Annotated in this window: 18 protein-coding genes; 17 read left to right on the top strand and 1 reads right to left on the bottom strand. The window is 64.2% G+C overall.

What is annotated here, in order from left to right; translation table 11 throughout:
• Positions 1–76 precede the first annotated feature (76 nt).
• The 5 genes from IVB45_RS29545 (at position 77) to IVB45_RS29525 (ending at position 5,493) form a co-directional block, all read left to right on the top strand.
• Entirely contained in the window at positions 77–655 is a 579-nt protein-coding gene (locus IVB45_RS29545; protein WP_247358387.1) for a TRAP transporter small permease, read from the top strand.
• A 4-nt stretch (positions 656–659) separates the two neighbouring features.
• Positions 660–2,066 carry a TRAP transporter large permease gene (locus IVB45_RS29540; protein ID WP_247358388.1) on the top strand — a complete coding sequence of 469 codons (1,407 nt, stop codon included), beginning with the start codon at positions 660–662 and terminating at the stop codon, positions 2,064–2,066.
• Positions 2,063–3,112 carry an L-idonate 5-dehydrogenase gene (locus IVB45_RS29535; RefSeq protein WP_247358389.1) on the top strand — a complete coding sequence of 350 codons (1,050 nt, stop codon included), beginning with the start codon at positions 2,063–2,065 and terminating at the stop codon, positions 3,110–3,112. Before IVB45_RS29540 ends, IVB45_RS29535 begins: the two co-directional genes overlap by 4 nt.
• A 15-nt stretch (positions 3,113–3,127) precedes the next feature.
• Positions 3,128–4,318: a mannonate dehydratase gene (gene uxuA, locus IVB45_RS29530; RefSeq protein WP_247358390.1), complete on the top strand. Its 1,191-nt coding sequence runs from the start codon at positions 3,128–3,130 to the stop codon at positions 4,316–4,318.
• Positions 4,319–4,581: 263 nt separating this feature from the next.
• Complete coding sequence (locus IVB45_RS29525) at positions 4,582–5,493, top strand: lipase family protein (protein ID WP_247358391.1); 912 nt, start codon at positions 4,582–4,584, stop codon at positions 5,491–5,493.
• Positions 5,494–5,550: 57 nt separating this feature from the next.
• Here IVB45_RS29525 and IVB45_RS29520 read toward each other — a convergent pair whose 3' ends face one another.
• Positions 5,551–6,489 (bottom strand): LysR family transcriptional regulator, encoded by a 939-nt coding sequence (locus tag IVB45_RS29520; RefSeq protein ID WP_027570516.1) that lies wholly within the window; start codon positions 6,487–6,489, stop codon positions 5,551–5,553.
• A gap of 211 nt (positions 6,490–6,700) precedes the next feature.
• Between IVB45_RS29520 and IVB45_RS29515 the strand changes: the two genes are divergently transcribed.
• The 12 genes from IVB45_RS29515 to IVB45_RS29460 all read left to right on the top strand — a co-directional run bounded on the left by IVB45_RS29515 (position 6,701) and on the right by IVB45_RS29460 (position 18,624).
• The gene (locus tag IVB45_RS29515; protein WP_247287787.1) at positions 6,701–7,783 is read left to right on the top strand and encodes an ABC transporter ATP-binding protein; all 1,083 of its coding nucleotides are present in this window, start codon (positions 6,701–6,703) and stop codon (positions 7,781–7,783) included.
• Positions 7,784–7,821: 38 nt separating this feature from the next.
• Positions 7,822–8,538, top strand: a complete 717-nt coding sequence (locus tag IVB45_RS29510) for an HAD family hydrolase (RefSeq protein ID WP_027570518.1) — start codon at positions 7,822–7,824, stop codon at positions 8,536–8,538.
• Positions 8,539–8,553: 15 nt separating this feature from the next.
• Complete coding sequence (locus tag IVB45_RS29505; RefSeq protein WP_247358393.1) at positions 8,554–9,861, top strand: FAD-binding oxidoreductase; 1,308 nt, start codon at positions 8,554–8,556, stop codon at positions 9,859–9,861.
• Positions 9,862–9,889: 28 nt separating this feature from the next.
• Positions 9,890–10,948, top strand: a complete 1,059-nt coding sequence (locus IVB45_RS29500; protein WP_247358395.1) for an ABC transporter substrate-binding protein — start codon at positions 9,890–9,892, stop codon at positions 10,946–10,948.
• Between the two features lie 28 nt (positions 10,949–10,976).
• The gene (locus tag IVB45_RS29495; RefSeq protein ID WP_247287793.1) at positions 10,977–11,834 is read left to right on the top strand and encodes an ABC transporter permease; all 858 of its coding nucleotides are present in this window, start codon (positions 10,977–10,979) and stop codon (positions 11,832–11,834) included.
• Entirely contained in the window at positions 11,831–12,616 is a 786-nt protein-coding gene (locus IVB45_RS29490) for an ABC transporter permease (protein WP_247287794.1), read from the top strand. Before IVB45_RS29495 ends, IVB45_RS29490 begins: the two co-directional genes overlap by 4 nt.
• Positions 12,617–12,814: 198 nt before the next feature.
• Positions 12,815–14,476, top strand: coding sequence for a thiamine pyrophosphate-binding protein (locus IVB45_RS29485; RefSeq protein ID WP_247358397.1), 1,662 nt, complete (start codon positions 12,815–12,817; stop codon positions 14,474–14,476).
• Positions 14,477–14,479: 3 nt separating this feature from the next.
• Positions 14,480–15,745 carry an FAD-binding oxidoreductase gene (locus IVB45_RS29480; RefSeq protein ID WP_247358400.1) on the top strand — a complete coding sequence of 422 codons (1,266 nt, stop codon included), beginning with the start codon at positions 14,480–14,482 and terminating at the stop codon, positions 15,743–15,745.
• 9 nt (positions 15,746–15,754) lie between these two features.
• Complete coding sequence (locus IVB45_RS29475) at positions 15,755–16,498, top strand: aspartate/glutamate racemase family protein (protein WP_247358402.1); 744 nt, start codon at positions 15,755–15,757, stop codon at positions 16,496–16,498.
• Between the two features lie 162 nt (positions 16,499–16,660).
• Complete coding sequence (locus tag IVB45_RS29470; RefSeq protein WP_247358404.1) at positions 16,661–17,200, top strand: thiamine pyrophosphate-binding protein; 540 nt, start codon at positions 16,661–16,663, stop codon at positions 17,198–17,200.
• 5 nt (positions 17,201–17,205) lie between these two features.
• Positions 17,206–17,790 carry a thiamine pyrophosphate-dependent enzyme gene (locus IVB45_RS29465; RefSeq protein WP_247359175.1) on the top strand — a complete coding sequence of 195 codons (585 nt, stop codon included), beginning with the start codon at positions 17,206–17,208 and terminating at the stop codon, positions 17,788–17,790.
• Between the two features lie 54 nt (positions 17,791–17,844).
• The gene (locus IVB45_RS29460) at positions 17,845–18,624 is read left to right on the top strand and encodes an SDR family oxidoreductase (RefSeq protein ID WP_247358406.1); all 780 of its coding nucleotides are present in this window, start codon (positions 17,845–17,847) and stop codon (positions 18,622–18,624) included.
• The last annotated feature ends 71 nt before the right edge of the window (positions 18,625–18,695 follow it).

Raw genomic sequence — 18,695 nt, 5'->3', positions numbered from 1 at the left:
CCTGGGAATCTCGAGGTTCCGGGTCTGGTGCTGACGCACCATCCCGGAACGACGTGATCAGTTTGAGGAGCAACCCATGTCCACCGCCGAAACGCACCGGCAGATCACCGCGGACGAGATCGCCCACACCTTCGAGGAAGAGGCGGCGCCGAAGGTCGATCTCGGCATCTACGCCTTTGAGGACTGGGTCGCGCTGGCGATTTTCTGGGTGATGGCGCTTGCCGTCTTCCTCCAGTTCTTTACCCGCTATGTGCTCAACGACAGCTACGCCTGGACCGAGGAGATCGCGACCTACTGCCTGATCGGCGTGGTCTTCATCGGCTCATCGATGTGCGTGCGGCTGTCGCGGCACATCCAGGTCGATCTGATCTATCGCTATCTGCCGCACCTCGTGGCCCGGGTGTTGTCGACGGTGATCGACCTGATCCGGATCGCCTTCTTCGGCTACGCAATCAAGCTGGTCTGGGTCTACATCCAGATCATCGGCGATGAATCCATGACCACGATCAATCTTCCCAAGGATTACGTCTACTATGCGGTGCTGCTCGGCTTCGTGCTGATGTTCGTGCGCTCTCTGCAGGTGGCGGTGCAACATTTGCGACAGGGCTATTCGATCCTCGAGCGTCCCGGCGCCTACGACGGTTTTGAAGGGTAATTTTATGCTGCTGTTGCTTGGAGGCTTCCTCATCCTGATGCTCCTCGGGGTTCCCGTGGCCATCGCCATGGCCGCGTCGTCGCTGCTCTACATCCTGGTCAGCGGCGTGACGCCCGACGTCACGCTGGCGCAGCGCATGATCGCGGGCGTCGAGAGCTTTCCGCTGCTCGCCGTGCCGTTCTTCATCCTGGCCGGCAATCTCATGAACATCGCGGGCGTCACCGGGCGCATCTACAAGTTCGCCGTCGCGCTGGTCGGCTGGATGCGCGGCGGCCTCGGCCACGTCAACATCATCGGCTCGGTGATCTTCTCCGGCATGTCCGGCACCGCGATCGCGGATGCCGCGGGTCTCGGTACCATCGAGATCAAGGCGATGAAGGACCACGGCTACTCCACGGAATTCTCCGTCGGCGTCACCGCGGCGTCCGCCACGCTCGGGCCCATCATCCCGCCGTCGCTGCCTTTCGTGATCTACGGCATGATGGCGAACGTCTCGATCGGCGCGCTGTTTCTTGGGGGCGTCATTCCAGGCGTCGTGCTGACGCTGCTCATGATGGCCACCGTCACCTACTTCGCGCACAAGAACAAATGGGGCAGCGATACGCCGTTCTCCTGGCCGCAATTGGGATCGGCGGGGCTCGAGATCATCGTCGTATTGAGCTTCCCGATGGCCGTCTGGCTTCTGACGGTCGCCGGTCTCTCCACCAATTGGGCAGTTGGTCTCGGCCTGTTCGCGCTGCTCGCGATCGACTGGTACTTCGACTTCTCCGCGGTGATGGCGCTGATGGCGCCGGTGATCCTGATCGGCGGCATGACGCTCGGCTGGTTCACCCCGACGGAAGCCGCGGTCGCCGCCGTGATCTGGTCGCTGTTCCTCGGCCTGGTACGCTACCGCACCATGACGATGAAAACGGTCGCGAAGGCGACGTTCGACACCATCGAGACCACGGCGTCGGTTCTGTTCATCGTCACCGCAGCCTCGATCTTTGCCTGGCTGCTGACGGTGTCGCAGGCAGCCCAGATGCTGTCGGACTGGATGCTCAGCATCACCCACAACAAATGGGTGTTCCTGGCGCTCGCCAACGTCCTGATCCTGTTCGTCGGTTGCTTCATCGACACCACGGCGGCGATCACCATTCTGGTGCCGATCCTGTTGCCGATCGTGCTCAAGCTCGGCATCGACCCGATCCATTTCGGTCTGATCATGACGCTGAACCTGATGATCGGCCTGCTGCATCCGCCGCTCGGCATGGTCTTGTTCGTTCTCGCGCGCGTCGCAAAACTCTCGGTCGAGCGCACGACGGTGGCGATCCTGCCCTGGCTGGTGCCGCTGATGCTCGCATTGATCGCGATCACCTACATTCCCGAACTGACCCTCTGGCTGCCAAAATACATGGGACTTTCCAAATGACATCCACAGCTCTCGCCGCAACCCTGTTTGGCCCCGAAGATCTGCGCATGGTCGAGCATCCGCTTGACAAGCTCGCTGAAGGCATGGTGCGCCTCCGTTTCGGCGCCGGCGGCATCTGCGGCTCGGACATGCATTATTTCCGTCATGCCCGGACCGGCGATTTCCTGGTGAAATCGCCGCTGGTGCTCGGCCACGAGATCTCCGGCGAGGTCGTGGAGATCGCGGGCTCCGCGGCGAACCTGAAGGTCGGCGACCGCGTTGCCGTCAACCCGTCGCGCTGGTGCGGCCATTGCGGCGCCTGCCGCCAAGGCCGGCAAAACCTCTGCGAAAATATCTACTTTATGGGCTCGGCCTCGAAGACTCCGCACATGCAGGGCGGCTTCGCCAATTATTTCGACGCGGTTCCGGCGCAGTGCGTGAAGATCCCCGATCATGTGTCCTATCAGGCTGCGGCGCTGGCCGAGCCGCTCGCGGTCTGCCTGCACGCCGTCGCGCGTGCCGGCAACATCGAAGGCAAGCGCGGCATCATCTTCGGTGCCGGTCCGATCGGGCTTCTGACCATGCTCGCCGCGCGCCGCGCCGGCATGACCGACATCACGGTGGCCGACATCGCGCCGGCGCCGCTGGCCTTTGCGACCCGGCTCGGCGCTTCTCACGTCGAGAATGTCTCGGCCGGCGAGGAAGGCCTGAAGGCGCAGGCCGCGTCGCGCCCCTACGATGTCGCTTTCGAAGTCTCGGGCACGGCTGCAGGCCTTGCCAGTGCGATCGGTATCGTCAGGCGCGGCGGTGTTGTCGTACAGATCGGCAATTTGCCGGGTGGCCAGATTCCGGTGCCCGCCAATGCGGTGATGGCCAAGGAGATCGAGTTGCGCGGCTCGTTCCGGTTCGGGCTCGAGTTCATGACCGCGGTAGAACTGATCGCGGACGGCAGTGTTGACGTGCTGTCGCTGGTGACCGCCGAGCGGCCGCTGTCCACCGCGCCGGAAGCGCTGCGGCTGGCGCTCGACCGCTCGCAGAGCGTCAAGGTCGTGCTGACCGCGAACTGATCGGAGAAAATGGGCATGATGCTAGAGGGATGGCGCTGGTACGGGCCGGATGATCCGGTCTCGCTCGACGATGTCAGGCAGGCCGGGGCGAGCGACATCGTCTCGGCGCTGCATCAGGTGCCAATCGGCGAACCCTGGACGCGCAAGGCGGTCGAGGAGCGCAAGAACTTCATCGAGCGTGGCCAGCCCGGCCGCTCACAGCTGACCTGGTCGGTGGTGGAATCGATTCCGATCCCCGACGACGTCAAGCGTCTTGGAGCCAAGGCGACGCGCTCGATCGAGACGTGGATCGCCAGCCTGGAGGCGGTTGCCGCCGCCGGCATCAAGATCATCTGCTACAACTTCATGCCTGTCGTGGATTGGTGTCGCACCGATCTGGAATGGGAGCTGCCGAACGGCGCCCGCGCCATGCGCTTCGACCAGGATCGCTTTGCTGCGTTCGAGCTGCACATCCTGAAGCGTCCCGCCGCTATCCAGGAATACTCATCCGAGCAGCAGGCCCGCGCGAAAAAGCTGTTCGACCAGATGAGCCAGGCCGATATCGACTATCTCGTCATGGTCATCGCCAGCGCGCTGCCGGGCTCGACCACCGAGCCGATGACCATTCCGCAATTCCGCGACCGGCTCGAAACATATCGCGACGTCACGCCAAAAATTCTGCGGCAGCATCTCGCCGAGTTTTTGGGCCGCGTCACGCCCGTCGCCGAGCAGCTCGGCGTTTCGCTGACGCTGCATCCGGACGACCCGCCGCGCCCGCTGTTCGGCCTGCCGCGCGTCGCGTCCAGCGCCGACGACTATCAGGCGTTGTTCGATGCCGTGCCGTCGAAGGCGAATGGTATCTGCCTGTGCACGGGGTCGCTCGGCGTGCGCGCCGAGAACAATCTTCCCGCGATGGCTGAACGCTTCGGTCCGCGCATCGCCTTTGCGCATCTGCGCGCGACCAAGCGCGAAGCGGATGGTTTGTCCTTCTACGAGTCCGATCATCTCGACGGTGACGTCGACATGGTCGCGGTGCTGAAGGCGCTGCTGAAGGAGAACGCGCGGCGTTCGCCCGACCGGCAAATCGTATTCCGGCCCGATCATGGCCATCGCATGCTCGACGATCTCGCGGCGACCAAGCGCACCAATCCGGGCTACACCGCGATCGGCCGCCTCCGCGGCCTCGCCGAGCTCCGCGGTGCGATCCGCGCGATCGAGCATCGATAGAGGCCAAAACTCTATCCACACCGTCATAGCGAGCGCGGCAACGCAATCCAGAATCCCTCCGCGGAGAGACTCTGGATTGCTTCGCTACGCTCGCAATGACGCGGAGGGAGAGGTGCCTCGTCTCAACCTTGTCCTCTTAAGCGGGAAGGCAGAATACGTCCCGGGCACGCGCACAGATTGTCAAAGTTCCAGCCATATGCGAAGGTAGCGCCATTCCGTTTTCGATCGACGGATTGCAGCAATAAGCCATTTAGGAGCTTGATGTGAGCATTCTGGTCGAACTCCCTCCCGATCAATATGACAGGCGGGCATTTGCAAAATTCAACGAGACATCAACCGGCTTTGATCTCGACATCGCTCGCGCGATGATGTGGATGTCGCAACTCGCCTACGAGACCCATGTGCCGGACACCATCAATAGGATCTCTCCGTTCTGGGATCTGTCCGGTGTCAAGCTGCTGAGCCAACCGGCGCATTCGACGCTGCCGCTGACCGACACGCGCGGGATCATCGCGAGCAAGGGCGACGCAACCATTGTCTCCTTCGCCGGCACCGACCCGCTTCATCTCCTGAACTGGGTCAGCGATTTCACGCTTGGCCGACCGAAGGCGCCCGTGCACCAGGGGTTCGTCGATGCGGCGGCGGCCGTGTGGGACGGCGTGAAGAGCGCACTGGCGGCAGCGCTGGCGCGCAAATCACCGATCTTCATCACTGGGCACAGCCTCGGCGCCGCGATCGCGGTGGCAACGGCGGACTTCGCGCGGGAGCAGCTCCAGCTCGCGGATGCGCAGATCTATCTTTACGGTTGTCCGCGCGTGGGCCGCGACGATTTCGTCGCCCTCTACAACGGTACGTTCGGCAGGACGACCTATCGTCTCGTGCACGGCACCGACATCGTCCCGACCGTGCCTCCGCCTGGGCTTGGCTTTCATCACGTCGGCCGTTATCTCGCCTGTGCACGCGGCGCCAAATTCAGCGGTAGCCAGCTCACGACGAATGTTGGTTCGGATGAGCCAATGGCGAATGCTGGAATTGGTGAGCAGGTCCGCAATCTCCTCAGCGGCGTATCCGAGAACACGCGGTCGGATGTCGTCGGCAGGCTCACGGTGCTGCTGCCGGCGGGGATCGGCGATCACCTGCCCGATCGTTACTGTGCCGCGCTGACACCCGCCTAGACTTCGGTTTTGATGCGTTTTCTTCACGTGAACCGGTCCACTTCGCCCGAAAACGCGCTAGTAGCAAGCCGCCATCGCGCCGAGCTTCGGATAGAGCCGGTCGATCGCGGCGATCTCGCTTTTCATCTGCGCGGTGATCCAGTCGCGGATCTCGGCGGCGATGGGACGCATCGGCCGGTTGCGCGGCGGCAGGAATTCGCAGATGCGGCGTGTGGTGGTGAGCGTGTCGGAGGCCGGCACCAGCGCGCCGGTCAACAGCCAGTGCGAGGCGACCGTCAGCCAACCGAGCGCGATGCCCTGGCCGAGCAGGGCGGCCTGCATCACGACGGCATAGTCCGTGAAGCTCAGCGCCTTGGCCGCACCGCGGCGCCCCGTGAGAAGCGATGCGTAATCCGCGGCCCAGTCGCCCGGCGTCTCGGCGAGCCGAATGATGGTGTTGCCCTCGGCGGGATCGGTTTCGCCGAGATAGGCAGGACTGCACATCGGCAGCATGACCTCCTTCATCACCAGCGTGCCGCCGGATGACGGCTCCTCGCGATCGCGGAAGCGCATGCCAAGATCGACATTTTCCACCGGACCGCGGAGCGCGCCGGAGATCAGTTGAAAGCGCAAATCGACCTGAGGGAATTGCCGCTGCAGCTTGTCGATGCGCGGCATCAGCCAATGCGTGGTGAAGGCGGAGGAGACCGACAGCGTCACCGTCTCGGTGCCCTTGCGGCGCCGCTCGATCTCGACCAGCCCGCTCTCGATGCTGCGAAAGCCTTCGAGCACGCGGCGATACAAGAGTTCGCCTTCCTCGGTGAGCACGGCGCGTCCCGCCTTGCGGTCGAACAGGCGGACGCCGAGATGGTCCTCGAACTGACCCAGCATCCGGCTCACCGCAGGCTGGGTGACGTTCAATTCGGCGGCCGCAGCCGTGAAGCTGCCATTGCGCGCCGCTGCGTCGAAGACGAACAGGGCGTTACTTGAGGGCAGCATCCGGCGCAGCTCGGGCATAACACCATGTTATGAGCCGGGTGAGAATTTGGCAATTGCCGAGTTTTGCCAAGTCTGGTGTCATCGACATGACAGCCTAAAGACAGGGCTCGCGAGCGAAGAAGTTGGTGCGGTGCACGCTTCGACCGTAAGTGCTCAAATGTCCTGTCTATAAAGCAGGCTTATGGCGCGCAGTGAGGCACGCCATGTAGGGACATGGCGAGGTCGATCGTTGGACAAACGAGCGGAAAGCGTCGAGATCAGATCCGCGAGCAAGGCCTATGGCGCCGTTCGCGCCCTCGACGACGTGTCCCTCAATGTCGCGGCCGGCGAGTTCGTCTCGCTGCTCGGCCCCTCCGGTTCCGGCAAGACCACGTTGCTCGGCATCCTTGGCGGCTTCATCCTGCCATCGAGCGGAACGATCCTGTTCGGCGGCCGCGACGTCACCTGGATGCCGCCGCACAAGCGCGACATCGGCGTCGTGTTCCAGAACTACGCGCTGTTCCCGCATATGAGCGTCGGCGAGAATGTCGCCTTTCCCTTGCGCGCGCGACGGCTGCCGAAGGCGGCCTGGCCGGATAAGGTGCGCGCGGCGCTTTCGATGGTCGGCCTTGCCGGCTACGAAGAGCGCGGTATCGCGCAACTCTCCGGCGGCCAGCGCCAGCGCGTGGCGCTCGCACGCGCCATGATCTTCGAGCCGCGGCTGATCCTCATGGATGAACCGCTGTCCGCGCTCGACAAGCAGCTGCGCGAATCCATGCAGATCGAGCTGCGCTCGCTGCACAAGCGCATCGGCGCCACCATCATCTACGTCACCCACGATCAACGCGAAGCGCTGACCATGAGCGACCGCGTCGCCGTGATGAAGGACGGCCGGCTGATCCAGATCGACGCGCCAGAGCGCCTGCACGATCATCCCACGGATTCCTTCGTCGCCAGTTTCATTGGCGAGGCCACGATGCTTCCCGTGCGTCGCGTCGACGCCTCCAGCGTTGCGCTCGGCAATGTCCTTCTGCGCAGCGCCCGGGCCATTCCCGACGGGGACGCGCTGATGCTCGCCGTGCACAGCGAAAAGCTGCTGATCGACGACGGCGCGCCGGACAACGCCTGCAATCGGCTCACCGGCACGGTCACGGACATCGTCTATCAGGGCGAGAGCCTCCGCATCTTCCTGGCGCTTGCCGATGGCATCGGGCTCAGCCTGCGCCAGGCGAGCTATCACCAGGCCTACAGCCGCATCCCGCCGCTCGGCGGCAGTCTCACCGTGACCCTTCATCCCGAGGACACCATCGTCGTGCCCAGGGTGAGGGACTGAACCCAAGCCTTGTCCAACCGAGAGAAGAAGCCAAAAAAATGTCGTCAACAGCCTCGTTCAGCAATTTCAAGGTTCTCACCTTCGACGTCGTCGGCACCTTGATCGACTTCGAGACCGGCGTGCTCTCCGCGGTGCGCCGGATCTCGGGCAAGTCGCCGGCCGAGCTCAGCGATGACAAGATCTTCGAATCCTACAAGCGCGGTCGCGACAAGCACCACGAGCGTTCGAGCGAGGTGATGTTTCATGTCTATCGCTATCTTGCCAAGGAGCTCGGGCTACAGGCCGATGACGCCTCCTGCGACGTCTTCCAACTCGCGGTGCTGCGCTGGGGACCGTTCCCGGACTCGGTCGAGGCACTCAAACGCCTGCGCACGAAATTCCGCCTGGTCGCGATGACCAATGCCGACCGGGTCGCGCTCTCCTGTTACGCGCATGCGCTCGGCAATCCCTTCGACGATACCGTGTGCGCCGACGAGACTGGCGTTGCGAAACCCGATCCGGAGTTTTTCGCGTACAACAAGGGGCGCCAGTCTGCTTTCGGTTACAAGCAGTCCGATATCCTTCACGTCGCGCAGAGCCAGTATCACGACATCGGGATCGCGCGGAAACTCGGCTACAAGGTGTGCTGGATCGAGCGTCGTCAGGGCATGGCCGGCTTCGGAGGCACACCGGCCGTGGAGACGCTGACCAAGCCGGACTTCCATTTTCCGACCTTGAAAGCGCTTGCCGATGCGGCCATCGGGCCGGCGGCGTAGGGCATGAGCGGTGGCATGACACGGGACCGGAACGCGCTGCCATCGGCCAACTCGCTGTGGGCAGCCACGGCCGAGCCCGCGCGCGAGTTTCCGGCCCTGTCAGGCGAGCACCAGGCGGATGTGGTGATCATCGGTGCGGGCTATACCGGCCTGTCCGCTGCGCACCACATCGCCAAGAGTGGCCTTTCGCCGATCGTGCTTGAAGCAAACCGACCGGGCTGGGGCGCGAGTGGCCGCAATGGCGGCGTGATCACCGCAAAGTTCCGCCTCTCGTTCCGCGAGATCGACGCCGTGCACGGCCGCGCCATGGCGCAGCGCATGTACGGGATCGCGCATGAATCCACAGATATCGTCGAGGAGCTGGTCTCCGAATTTGGCATCGCCAGTGCCGCGTTGACGCGCACCGGCCAGGTCAAGGCCGCCCACAACGAGACGACCCTGAAGGCCGCGATCGACGAAGCCAACTGGATGAAACGCGAGATGGGCGATGCGGAGGTCCGCATCCTCGACAAGGGGCAAGTGCGCGACGAGACCGGCTCCGACATCTTCGTCGGCGGCGTGCTCAATCCCGGCTCCGGCGGCATCCATCCGCTGAATTATCTGCGCGGCCTTGCCGATGGCGTGGCGCGCCGCGGCGTGAATATTTTCCAAGAATCGCCGGTCGTAAGGCTCCGGCGCGACAACGGCGGCATCGTCGCCGAAACGCCGCAGGGCGCGGTGCGGGCAAAGCAGGCGATCATCGCCACCAACAGCTATTCCGACCTCACCGACGCGACCGCGAACATGCAGCGCACGCTGATCCCGTTCCGCAGCGCCATCATCGCAACCGACAAGCTGCCGCGCAACCTCGCGGGAAGCCTGATGCCGACCGGGCGCACCTACACCGAGACCAAGCGCATGATGCGCTGGTTCCGCATGGTCGACAACCGCGTGATTTTTGGCGGCCGCGGCGCGTTCGGCAAGCAAGATTCGGAAGCCGCCTTCGACGCTTTGCGCAAGGCGATGGTCGGCATCTTCCCGGATCTCGCTGACCTCCCGCTCGCCTACAAATGGTCGGGCCTGGTCGGGATGACGCTGGACTCGGTGCCGCATATCGGCCGGCTCGACGACCGCACGCTGTTCTCGATGGGCTACAACGGCGCGGGCGTGGCGATGTCGAGCCTGATGGGCCGCTATCTCGCCGCCTTCGTGCGCGGCGAGACGCCAGAGGTTGGGCTGCTCGACGCGCGGCGATTGAGAGCCATCCCGTTCTATCCGCTGCGCGAGCCTGCCGTGCGCATGGTCGCCGGCTGGTACCAGCTTCTCGATGCGATCGGTCAATGACGTTTAATTGGTGACAGAGGAGGCGAGGATGACGACGAAACGAGATATTCGATTTGGCTACGCGTTGTTGGGCGGATCGCTCGGATTATTCGCAACAACCGGCATCGCCGCCGCTGCCGAACAGATCACCTTCGTCTCGCAGGGCGGCGCCTATCAGCAGGCGCAGACGGTGGCAATTCTCGATCCCTCCGCCAAGAAGCTCGGCATCACCATCAACCAGGACTCCATTCCCGATGCCTGGCCCGCGATCAAGACGCAAGTCGGTAGCGGCAAGCCGATCTGGGACGTCGTGGATACTCCAACCGGCTATTGCCTGCGCGGCGGCGAGCAGGGGCTGATCGAGAAGCTCGATTTCTCGAAGATCCCCAACGCAGCGGCGATGCCGGAGGCTTATCGCAATCCCTATTCGGTGTCGTACGAGTTCTATTCCAGCGTGCTGGCCTACAGCCAGAAGACGTTCCCGAAGGATGCGCCGAACAGCTGGATCGATTTCTGGGACGTCAAGAAATTCCCCGGCAGCCGTGCGCTGCGCAACCATCCGATCGCCACGCTCGAGGCGGCGCTGATGGCCGACGGCGTCGCGCCCGACAAACTCTATCCGCTCGACGTCGACCGGGCCTTCAAGAAGCTCGAAGAGATCAAGCCGCACATCACGGTGTGGTGGACCTCCGGCGCACAGTCGGCGCAGCTTCTCAATGACGGCGAGGTCGATATGGAGATGGCCTGGAACGGTCGCGTCAGCGCAGTCGCGAAGGAAGGCGCCAAGGTCGCTTTCACCTACAACCAGGGCGTTTTGCAAAGCACCTCGCTCTGCATCCTCAAGGGCGCGCCGAATCTCGAGACGGCAGTCAAATTTCTCAACGAGGCCGTCGATCCCGTGCACCAGGCCAATCTGCCGCTCAATATCGATTACGGCCCGGGCAATCCCAAGGCGTTCGATACCGGCGTGATCAAGCCCGAGCGCGCCGCGCAATTGCCGAGCGAGCCCGCCAATGCGGCCAAGCAGGCGCTGATGTCCTACGCCTGGTGGTCCTCGCCGGCCGGCGAAGCCGCCGAGAAGCGTTGGGCGTCGTTCATGCAGAAGTAAGCCAAGCGAGACCGCATTGACGAGATCCATGCCAGATCCATCGCAAAAGCATCAGCGCCGCGAGCATGCGCTGATGCTGGCATTGGTGTCGCCTGCGCTGCTGGTGATCTTGGCTCTGATCGTGCTGCCGGTCGGCTGGCTCGCCTGGCAGTCGATCTACCATGACGGCTTCACGCTGGAGAATTATCGCCGCGTCTTCACCGAAGACATCTACTGGCGCAGCTTTGCGCTGACCTTCGAGATCAGCCTCGCGGTCACGGGAATCGCGCTGCTGCTTGGCTATCCCGTGGCCTACCTCGCCAACTCGGTGCCGAAAGGATGGAGCATTCTCATCCTGTCGCTGGTCGTGCTGCCGTTCTGGACCAGTGTGCTGGTGCGCGCCTATGCCTGGCTGGCGCTGCTCCAGCGCACCGGTGTGATCAACCAGCTTTTGCGTTATCTCGATGTGACGAGCGAACCGCTCGCGCTGGTGCACAACACCTTCGGCACCGTGGTTGCGACGGTACACATCCTGTTGCCGTTCATGGTGCTGCCGCTCTATGCCACCATGCAGAAGATTCCGAGCGATCTCATGCAGGCCGGCGCCAGCTTGGGGGCGAGCCCGTCGCTCACCTTCGTCCGCGTCTTCCTGCCGCTGTCGCTACCGGGCGTGCTCGCAGGCTGCACCATGGTGTTCGTGCTCTGCCTCGGCTTCTACATCACGCCGGAACTGCTCGGCGGCGGCCGCACGGTGATGGTGTCGATGCTGGTGAGCCGCAATGTCGAGCTCTACAATCAGTTTGGCGCCGCGAGCGCGGTCGCCGTCGTGCTGCTCTTAAGCGTGCTCGCGATCTTCTTCGCCGTCAGCCGCTTCATCTCGCTCGATCGCATATTGGGGCAGAAATGACACGATTGTCGCCCGCCCGGATTGCCCTCTATGTGATCAGCGCGCTGGTGCTGGTCTACCTGATCCTGCCGGTGCTGATTATCGCGCCGATCTCCTTCTCCAGCGCGCGCTTCCTGACCTTCCCGCCGCCGTCGTTCTCGCTGCGCTGGTATCAGCAGTATTTCTCCAACGCCGCCTGGATGCAGGCGACGCGGGTGACGCTGACGGTCGCTCTCCTGACCGTGGTGATCGCGACGCCGCTCGGCGTTGCCGCCGCCTACGCCATCAGCCAGTCGAAGCTGCGCATCATGCGCGTCATCCACGTGGCGCTGCTGTTGCCGCTGGTGGTGCCGATCATCATCACTGCGGTGGGCATCTTCTTCCTCTATGCCAAAGTCGGCCTGGTCGCGACCCTGCCGGGCCTGGTGCTGGCGAACGTGATGCTGGGCCTGCCATACGTCATCATCTCGGTGCTGGCGGGTTTGCAGAGCTTCGACCCGGCGCAGGAGATGGTGGCGCGCAGCCTCGGCATGAACCGCCTGCGCAGCTTCTTCGCGGTGACCCTGCCGCAGATCAAGTCCAGCGTGGTCGCTGGCGGCATCTTCGCCTTCATCTCGGCGATGGACGAGACCATCGTCGCGCTCTTCATCTCCGGCGGCCAGTATCAGCCCCTGACCAAGCGCATGTTCACCGCGCTCCGCGACGAGATCGACCCGACCATCGCCGCCATCTCGACGCTGATGACCGCGGCCTCGTTCATGCTGGTGCTGCTGGCAAGCGCGCGGCAGCGCAAAGGGGCATGACGGCAAGGGGGCCCGCTCCCAGGTCGACGTCCGAGAGAGGCATGGCTGCCGCCGCTATTTGCCGAAGAGGCATGACGAGGCCGTAATGCCGGGCAGCGGTTTCGGCCTTGCACCTTGTTTCCGGCTGTCCTACGCCAGCCCGGAACATAATTTTCGCGAAGCTGCGAAACGCATTGCCAAAGCCTTGAGGGAGCCGTCATGACCATTCGCAACACCCGCACCGGGGGCCAGATCCTGATTGATCAGCTAGTCGCGCAAGGCGTCGAGCGCGTCACCTGCGTGCCGGGCGAGAGCTACCTTGCGGCGCTCGACGCGCTGCATGACAGCCCGATCGACGTCATGATCTGCCGCGCCGAGGGCGGTGCGGCGATGATGGCGGAGGCCTATGGCAAGCTCACCGGCCGCCCCGGAATCTGCTTCGTCACCCGCGGCCCCGGCGCCACCAATGCCAGCCACGGCGTCCACATCGCGATGCAGGATTCCACGCCGATGATCCTGTTCGTCGGTCAGGTCGACACCGGCATGCGCGAGCGCGAGGCGTTCCAGGAGCTCGACTACAAGGCGGTGTTCGGCACCATGGCGAAATGGGCGGTCGAGATCGATCGTCCCGACCGCATTCCGGAGCTGGTCGCGCGCGCCTTCCGCGTCGCCATGCAGGGCCGGCCCGGTCCCGTCGTGATCTCGCTGCCCGAAAATATGCTGACCGAGACTGCTGCCGTTGCGGACGCCATGCGGATCGAGCCGGCGGTGAGCTGGCCGGCGCCCGCCGATATCGAGCGCGTTGGCGCCATGCTTGCGAGCGCCAAGGCACCGCTCGTCATTCTCGGCGGCTCGCGCTGGACCGATGAGGTGACCAGGAGCATCGCGCGCTTTGCCGAGCGCTTCGACTTGCCGGTCGCGACCTCGTTCCGCCGGGCCTCGCTGATCGACGCCGATCACTCGCACTATGCCGGCGATCTCGGCATCGGCCCGAGCCCGGGCCTGAAGGCGCGCATCGACAACGCCGATGTCGTTCTGCTCATCGGCGGCCGCATGTCGGAGATGCCGTCCTCATCCTACACGCTGCTCGACATTCCGACCCCGCGGCAGAAGTTGATCCACGTTCATCCCGGCTCCGAGGAGCTCGGCCGCATCTATCAGCCTGAGGTCGCGATCCAGGCCACGCCCGCCGCGTTTGCGGCCGCGGTCGAGACCCTGAAGCCGGCAGGCGCCGTTGCCTGGAAAGGCGAGGCCGCCAAGGCGCATGCCGACTATCTCGCTTGGACCGAGAAGGCGCGCGAGCTGCCGGGCACGTTCCAGTACGGACAAGTCATGACCTGGCTGCGCGATCGCCTGCCCAAGGACGCGATCGTCTGCAACGGCGCCGGTAATTATGCCGGCTGGATCCATCGCCATCACCGCTTCCACAGTTTTGCGGCGCAGCTCGCTCCGACGTCGGGCTCGATGGGCTATGGCGTGCCGGCCGCGGTGCTCGCGAAGCGGCAATATCCGGACCGTACCGTCATAGCTTTCGCCGGCGACGGCTGCTTCCTGATGAACGGGCAGGAGTTCGCGACTGCCGTGCAGTACGACGCGGCCCTCGTCGTCATCGTCGTCGACAATGCGCAATACGGTACCATCCGCATGCACCAGGAGCGCGACTATCCCGGTCGCGTGGTCGGCACCCAGCTCAAGAACCCGGATTTCGCGATGTATGCAAAAGCGTTCGGCGGCCACGGCGAGCGCGTCGAGCGCACCGAAGAGTTCGCGCCGGCCTTCGAGCGTGCGCTCGCCTCGGGCAAGCCGTCGATCCTCCACTGCATCATCGATCCGCGGGCGATGTCGGTCGGCAAGGACTTTGCCCCTGCGGTGAAGGCTTAAGCGATGTCGGAGGGCCGCCACGTCGCCATCATCGGTGCCGGCGCGGTCGGCGTGATCAGTGCCATCGAGGCGCTGCGCGAGGGACATCGCGTCACATTGATCGATCCGGGCGAGCCCGGTGGCGAACAGGCGGCGAGTTACGGCAATGCCGGCTGGCTCTCCTCGCATTCGGTGATCCCGCCGGCTGAGCCCGGCGTCTGGAAGAAGGTGCCGGGTTATCTGATGGATCCGCTCGGGCCGCTCGCGATCCGCTGGTCTTATCTGCCGAAGGTGCTGCCCTGGCTGATCAAGTATCTGCTGTCGGGCTGGACCGAGACGCGGGTCGAGACGACGGCATTTGCGCTGCGCGACCTCCTGAAGGACGCGCCGCTATTGCACAGGAAGCTCGCGGAGGAGGCGGGCGTCCCTGAATTGATCGAACGTAACGGCGTGATGCATGTCTTCCCGTCACGCGGCAATTTCGACAACGATCTCGGCTGGCGCGTGCGCAAGCGCGTCGGCATCGAATGGCTGGAGCTTTCGGCCGACGAGATGCGTCAGCGCGAGCCTGATTTACATCCGCGCTACACGTTTGGCGTGGTGGTGGAAGAGGCCGGGCGCTGCCGCGACCCCGGAGCCTATGTCGCGGCCCTCGCGCAACATGCGCTGGCAAGCGGCGCCAAGCTTGTGCGCGCCAAGGCAATCGGGCTGAAGCTATCTGACAACAAGCTCGTGGCTGTCCTGACCGAGACCGGCGAGATTGCGTGCGATGCCGCGGTGATTGCCGCCGGTGCGCATTCGAAGCGGCTCACCGCATCCGTCGGCGATCCGCTGCCGCTGGAGACCGAGCGCGGCTATCACGTCATGATCGAGAATCCGGAAACGGGCCCGCGCAGCTCGTTGATGGCCTCGGATGCGAAGATGGTGGTGAACTGGACCGACAAGGGTTTGCGCGCCGCGGGGACGGTCGAGATCGCAGGCCTCGAGGCCGAGCCCAACTGGAAGCGCGCCGAGATTTTGCGCAACAACCTCTTCAGCATGTTCCCGAAACTGCCGACGGATATTCCGGCTTCGCGTATCAAGACCTGGTTTGGCCATCGGCCCAGCATGCCGGACGGACGTCCCTGCATCGGCTACGCGCGCGCCTCGCGCGACATCGTCTATGCCTTCGGCCACGGCCATATCGGCCTGGTCGGTTCGGCCCGCACCGGCCGTCTCGTCGCCCAGCTTCTGAGCGGCAAGCCGCCGGAAATTCCGCTCGCACCGTTTTCGCCCGATCGTTTTCTCTGAGATCGCATCATGACCGCTCCAGCCAACTCGTCCCCCCGAATCGCCCGCGGCGGCAAAGCCATTTATGGGGCGCCGCTCGGCATCCTGATGCTGGAGGCGCGCTTTCCCCGCATTCCCGGCGACATGGGCAACGGCACCACCTGGCCTTTCCCCGTGCTCTATCGCGTGGTGGGTGGGGCTTCGCCGGAGAAGGTGGTGCTGAAGGGTGCGGCCGGTCTGCTGCCTGACTTCATCGATGCGGCAAAGGATCTAGTGCGGCTCGGGGCCGAAGCCATCACCACCAATTGCGGCTTCCTCTCTCTGTTCCAGAAGGAGATCGCAGCCGCGGTCGGCGTTCCCGTCGCGACCTCGTCACTGATGCAGGTGCCGTGGGTGCAGGCGACCTTGCCGCCGGGCAAGCGCGTCGGCCTCGTCACGGTGTCCGGTTCATCCTTGACGCCGGCCCATCTCGCAGGTGCCGGCGTGCCGCTCGATACGCCGCTGGTCGGCACCGAGCACGGCAAGGAATTCTTCCGCGTCCTGATCAAGGCCGAGAAGGACGACATGGATATCGCGCAGGCGGAACGTGACGTGGTCGAGGCCGGCAAGGAGCTGGTCGCCAGGAACCCGGATGTCGGCGCGATCGTGCTGGAATGCACCAACATGCCGCCTTATGCGGCAGCTTTGCAGGCCGAAGTTGGATTGCCCGTGTATGACATCTATTCCATGATCACCTGGTTTCATGCCGGACTGCGCCCGCGTCGGTTTGGCTAAAGGTCGAGAAGCTGCCATGGCGCAGCAATGCGCATCGTTCTCGCTGAACTCATGCGAACGGCAGCAGCTATACAATCCCTCGATACCTGATCGCGCCAGACGGTCAGAGCTTTGGCGCCTGAACATCGCTAGAGTGCTGCTCGAAATCCACGGAGACAAGCGGTGCACAGCCTTCAATCCAATCCCGACACGCGCGCAGACGCTTGGCCGTCCGAGCTCTACTGCATCCTGAAGGCCGCCGACGTGCGGCAGATGTCCTACGTCCCCGATGCCGGCCACAGCCAGCTCATCAGCCTGTTCTCGGCCGACCGCGACGTCACCACCAACGTGCTGACGACGGAAGAGGAGGGCGTCGCCATCGCCGCAGGCGCCTGGCTCGGCGGCCAACGTAGCGTGCTCTTGATGCAGTCGAGCGGGGTCGGCAATTGCATCAACATGCTCTCGCTGTCGGCGATCGGACGATTTCCACTGCTGATGCTGGTGACGATGCGCGGCGAATGGGCCGAGTTCAATCCCTGGCAGGTGCCGATGAGCCGAGCGACCCAGCCCTCGCTGGAAGCGATCGGCCTGAAGGTGATGCGCGCGGAGACGGCGGAAGATCTGGTCGAGACGGTCGAATCGGCCGCAGCGCTCGCCTACGATTCCGATCAGCAGATCGCGGTGCTGATAGGACAGCGCCTGATCGGCAAGAAGAAGTGGTGATCTCAATGCAAGCCCAGCTCGACCGCCGCGCCGCCGTTGCCGCGCTCTTGAAGAATCGCAAGGACACGCTGGTCGTGTCCGGCCTCGGCTCGCCGACCTATGACCTTCATTCGGTCGGCGACCATGATGGCAATTTCTATCTCTGGGGCGCCATGGGCGGCGCCGCCCTGATCGGGCTTGGCCTCGCACAAGCCCAGCCGGGACAGCGCGTCCTCGCTTTGACCGGGGATGGCGAGCAGTTGATGGGCCTCGGCGGCATCGCCACCATCGGAGTCGCACGCCCGCGCAATCTCGACATCGTCGTGATCGACAACCAGCATTTTGGCGAGACGGGGATGCAGGCAAGCCACACAGGGCGCGGCGTCGATCTCACCGCGATTGCCGTGGCCTGCGGCTTTGCCGCTGCTGGAACCGTGCGGACGCTCGAGGAAGTCGAACGTCTGGCGACGCAGCTCGACGAGACGGCCGATGGCCCGCGGCTTTTTGTCATCAAGGTCCTGGCGGAAAATCCGCCGCGCTCGCTGCCCTCGCGCGATGCTGTCTTTATCAAAAACCGGTTCCGTGCTCATCTCGGCTTCGCGGCGGCCTGAGCCGGGTCTCACCCGGCGACAGTCTGCTCCAAGCAGCTATCCTGGAGTGAGACCATGAAACTAACCGGCAAGGTCGCCGCCATCACCGGCGCGGCGCGCGGCATCGGCAAGGCCTGCGCAAAACGATTCCTGGACGACGGCGTCAAAGTCGTCATCTCGGATGTTGATGCCGACGGTTTGGCCGCGACGGCCGCCGAACTCGCGCGACCGGATGCCTTGCGTACCGTCGTCGGCAATGTCGCCAAGCGTGCCGATGTCGACCAACTGGTCGCAACGGCCGTGAAGGAGTTCGGCCGGCTCGACATCATGGTCAACAACGCCGGCGTCGCTCGTAACCGGGACCTCCTGGAGATCTCCGAAGAGGAATTCGACGAGATCATTGGCATCAACCTGAAGGGCGCATTCTTCGGTGTGCAGGCGGCGGCCAAGCAGATGATTGCGCAAGGTGGCGGCGGGGTCATCATCAACATGTCCTCGGTCAATGCACTGCTGGCAATCCCGGCGCTTGCCACCTACGCCATGTCCAAGGGCGGCATGAAGCAGCTCACCTCGGTCGCAGCCGTCGCACTCGCTCCGCACAATATTCGCGTTGTCGCGGTCGGGCCGGGAACGATTCTGACCGACATGGTGGCATCGTCCATCTACACCTCGGAGGATGCCCGCAAGACCGTGATGTCACGCACGCCGGCCGGCCGCGGCGGCGAGCCGGGCGAGGTGGCCTCCGTCGTGGCGTTTCTTGCGAGCGACGATGCCTCCTACATCACTGGGCAGACCATCTACCCAGACGGCGGTCGGCTCATTCTGAATTACACGGTGCCGGTGAAGGAGAAATAGGGGGCAAGGTCGCCGCACTCTCCCGTGTCATCGCCCGCGAAGGCGGGCGATCTAGTACTCCGTGACGCCCG

It is taken from the genome of Bradyrhizobium sp. 4, from assembly GCF_023100905.1.
GTDB lineage: Bacteria > Pseudomonadota > Alphaproteobacteria > Rhizobiales > Xanthobacteraceae > Bradyrhizobium.
The sequence above is the reverse complement of the archived record's forward strand: the minus strand, read 5'-3'. Positions and strand labels throughout refer to the sequence as shown.

Bases quoted from the DNA above. Each gene is read 5' to 3' on its own strand.
- IVB45_RS29545 (WP_247358387.1), top strand. From the start codon at position 77: ATGTCCACCGCCGAAACGCACCGGCAGATCACCGCGGACGAGATCGCC.
- IVB45_RS29540 (WP_247358388.1), top strand. From the start codon at position 660: ATGCTGCTGTTGCTTGGAGGCTTCCTCATCCTGATGCTCCTCGGGGTT.
- IVB45_RS29535 (WP_247358389.1), top strand. From the start codon at position 2,063: ATGACATCCACAGCTCTCGCCGCAACCCTGTTTGGCCCCGAAGATCTG.
- uxuA (WP_247358390.1), top strand. From the start codon at position 3,128: ATGATGCTAGAGGGATGGCGCTGGTACGGGCCGGATGATCCGGTCTCG.
- IVB45_RS29520 (WP_027570516.1), bottom strand. From the start codon at position 6,489: ATGCCCGAGCTGCGCCGGATGCTGCCCTCAAGTAACGCCCTGTTCGTC.
- IVB45_RS29510 (WP_027570518.1), top strand. From the start codon at position 7,822: ATGTCGTCAACAGCCTCGTTCAGCAATTTCAAGGTTCTCACCTTCGAC.
- IVB45_RS29505 (WP_247358393.1), top strand. From the start codon at position 8,554: ATGACACGGGACCGGAACGCGCTGCCATCGGCCAACTCGCTGTGGGCA.
- IVB45_RS29500 (WP_247358395.1), top strand. From the start codon at position 9,890: ATGACGACGAAACGAGATATTCGATTTGGCTACGCGTTGTTGGGCGGA.
- IVB45_RS29495 (WP_247287793.1), top strand. From the start codon at position 10,977: ATGCCAGATCCATCGCAAAAGCATCAGCGCCGCGAGCATGCGCTGATG.
- IVB45_RS29490 (WP_247287794.1), top strand. From the start codon at position 11,831: ATGACACGATTGTCGCCCGCCCGGATTGCCCTCTATGTGATCAGCGCG.
- IVB45_RS29485 (WP_247358397.1), top strand. From the start codon at position 12,815: ATGACCATTCGCAACACCCGCACCGGGGGCCAGATCCTGATTGATCAG.
- IVB45_RS29480 (WP_247358400.1), top strand. From the start codon at position 14,480: ATGTCGGAGGGCCGCCACGTCGCCATCATCGGTGCCGGCGCGGTCGGC.
- IVB45_RS29475 (WP_247358402.1), top strand. From the start codon at position 15,755: ATGACCGCTCCAGCCAACTCGTCCCCCCGAATCGCCCGCGGCGGCAAA.
- IVB45_RS29465 (WP_247359175.1), top strand. From the start codon at position 17,206: ATGCAAGCCCAGCTCGACCGCCGCGCCGCCGTTGCCGCGCTCTTGAAG.
- IVB45_RS29460 (WP_247358406.1), top strand. From the start codon at position 17,845: ATGAAACTAACCGGCAAGGTCGCCGCCATCACCGGCGCGGCGCGCGGC.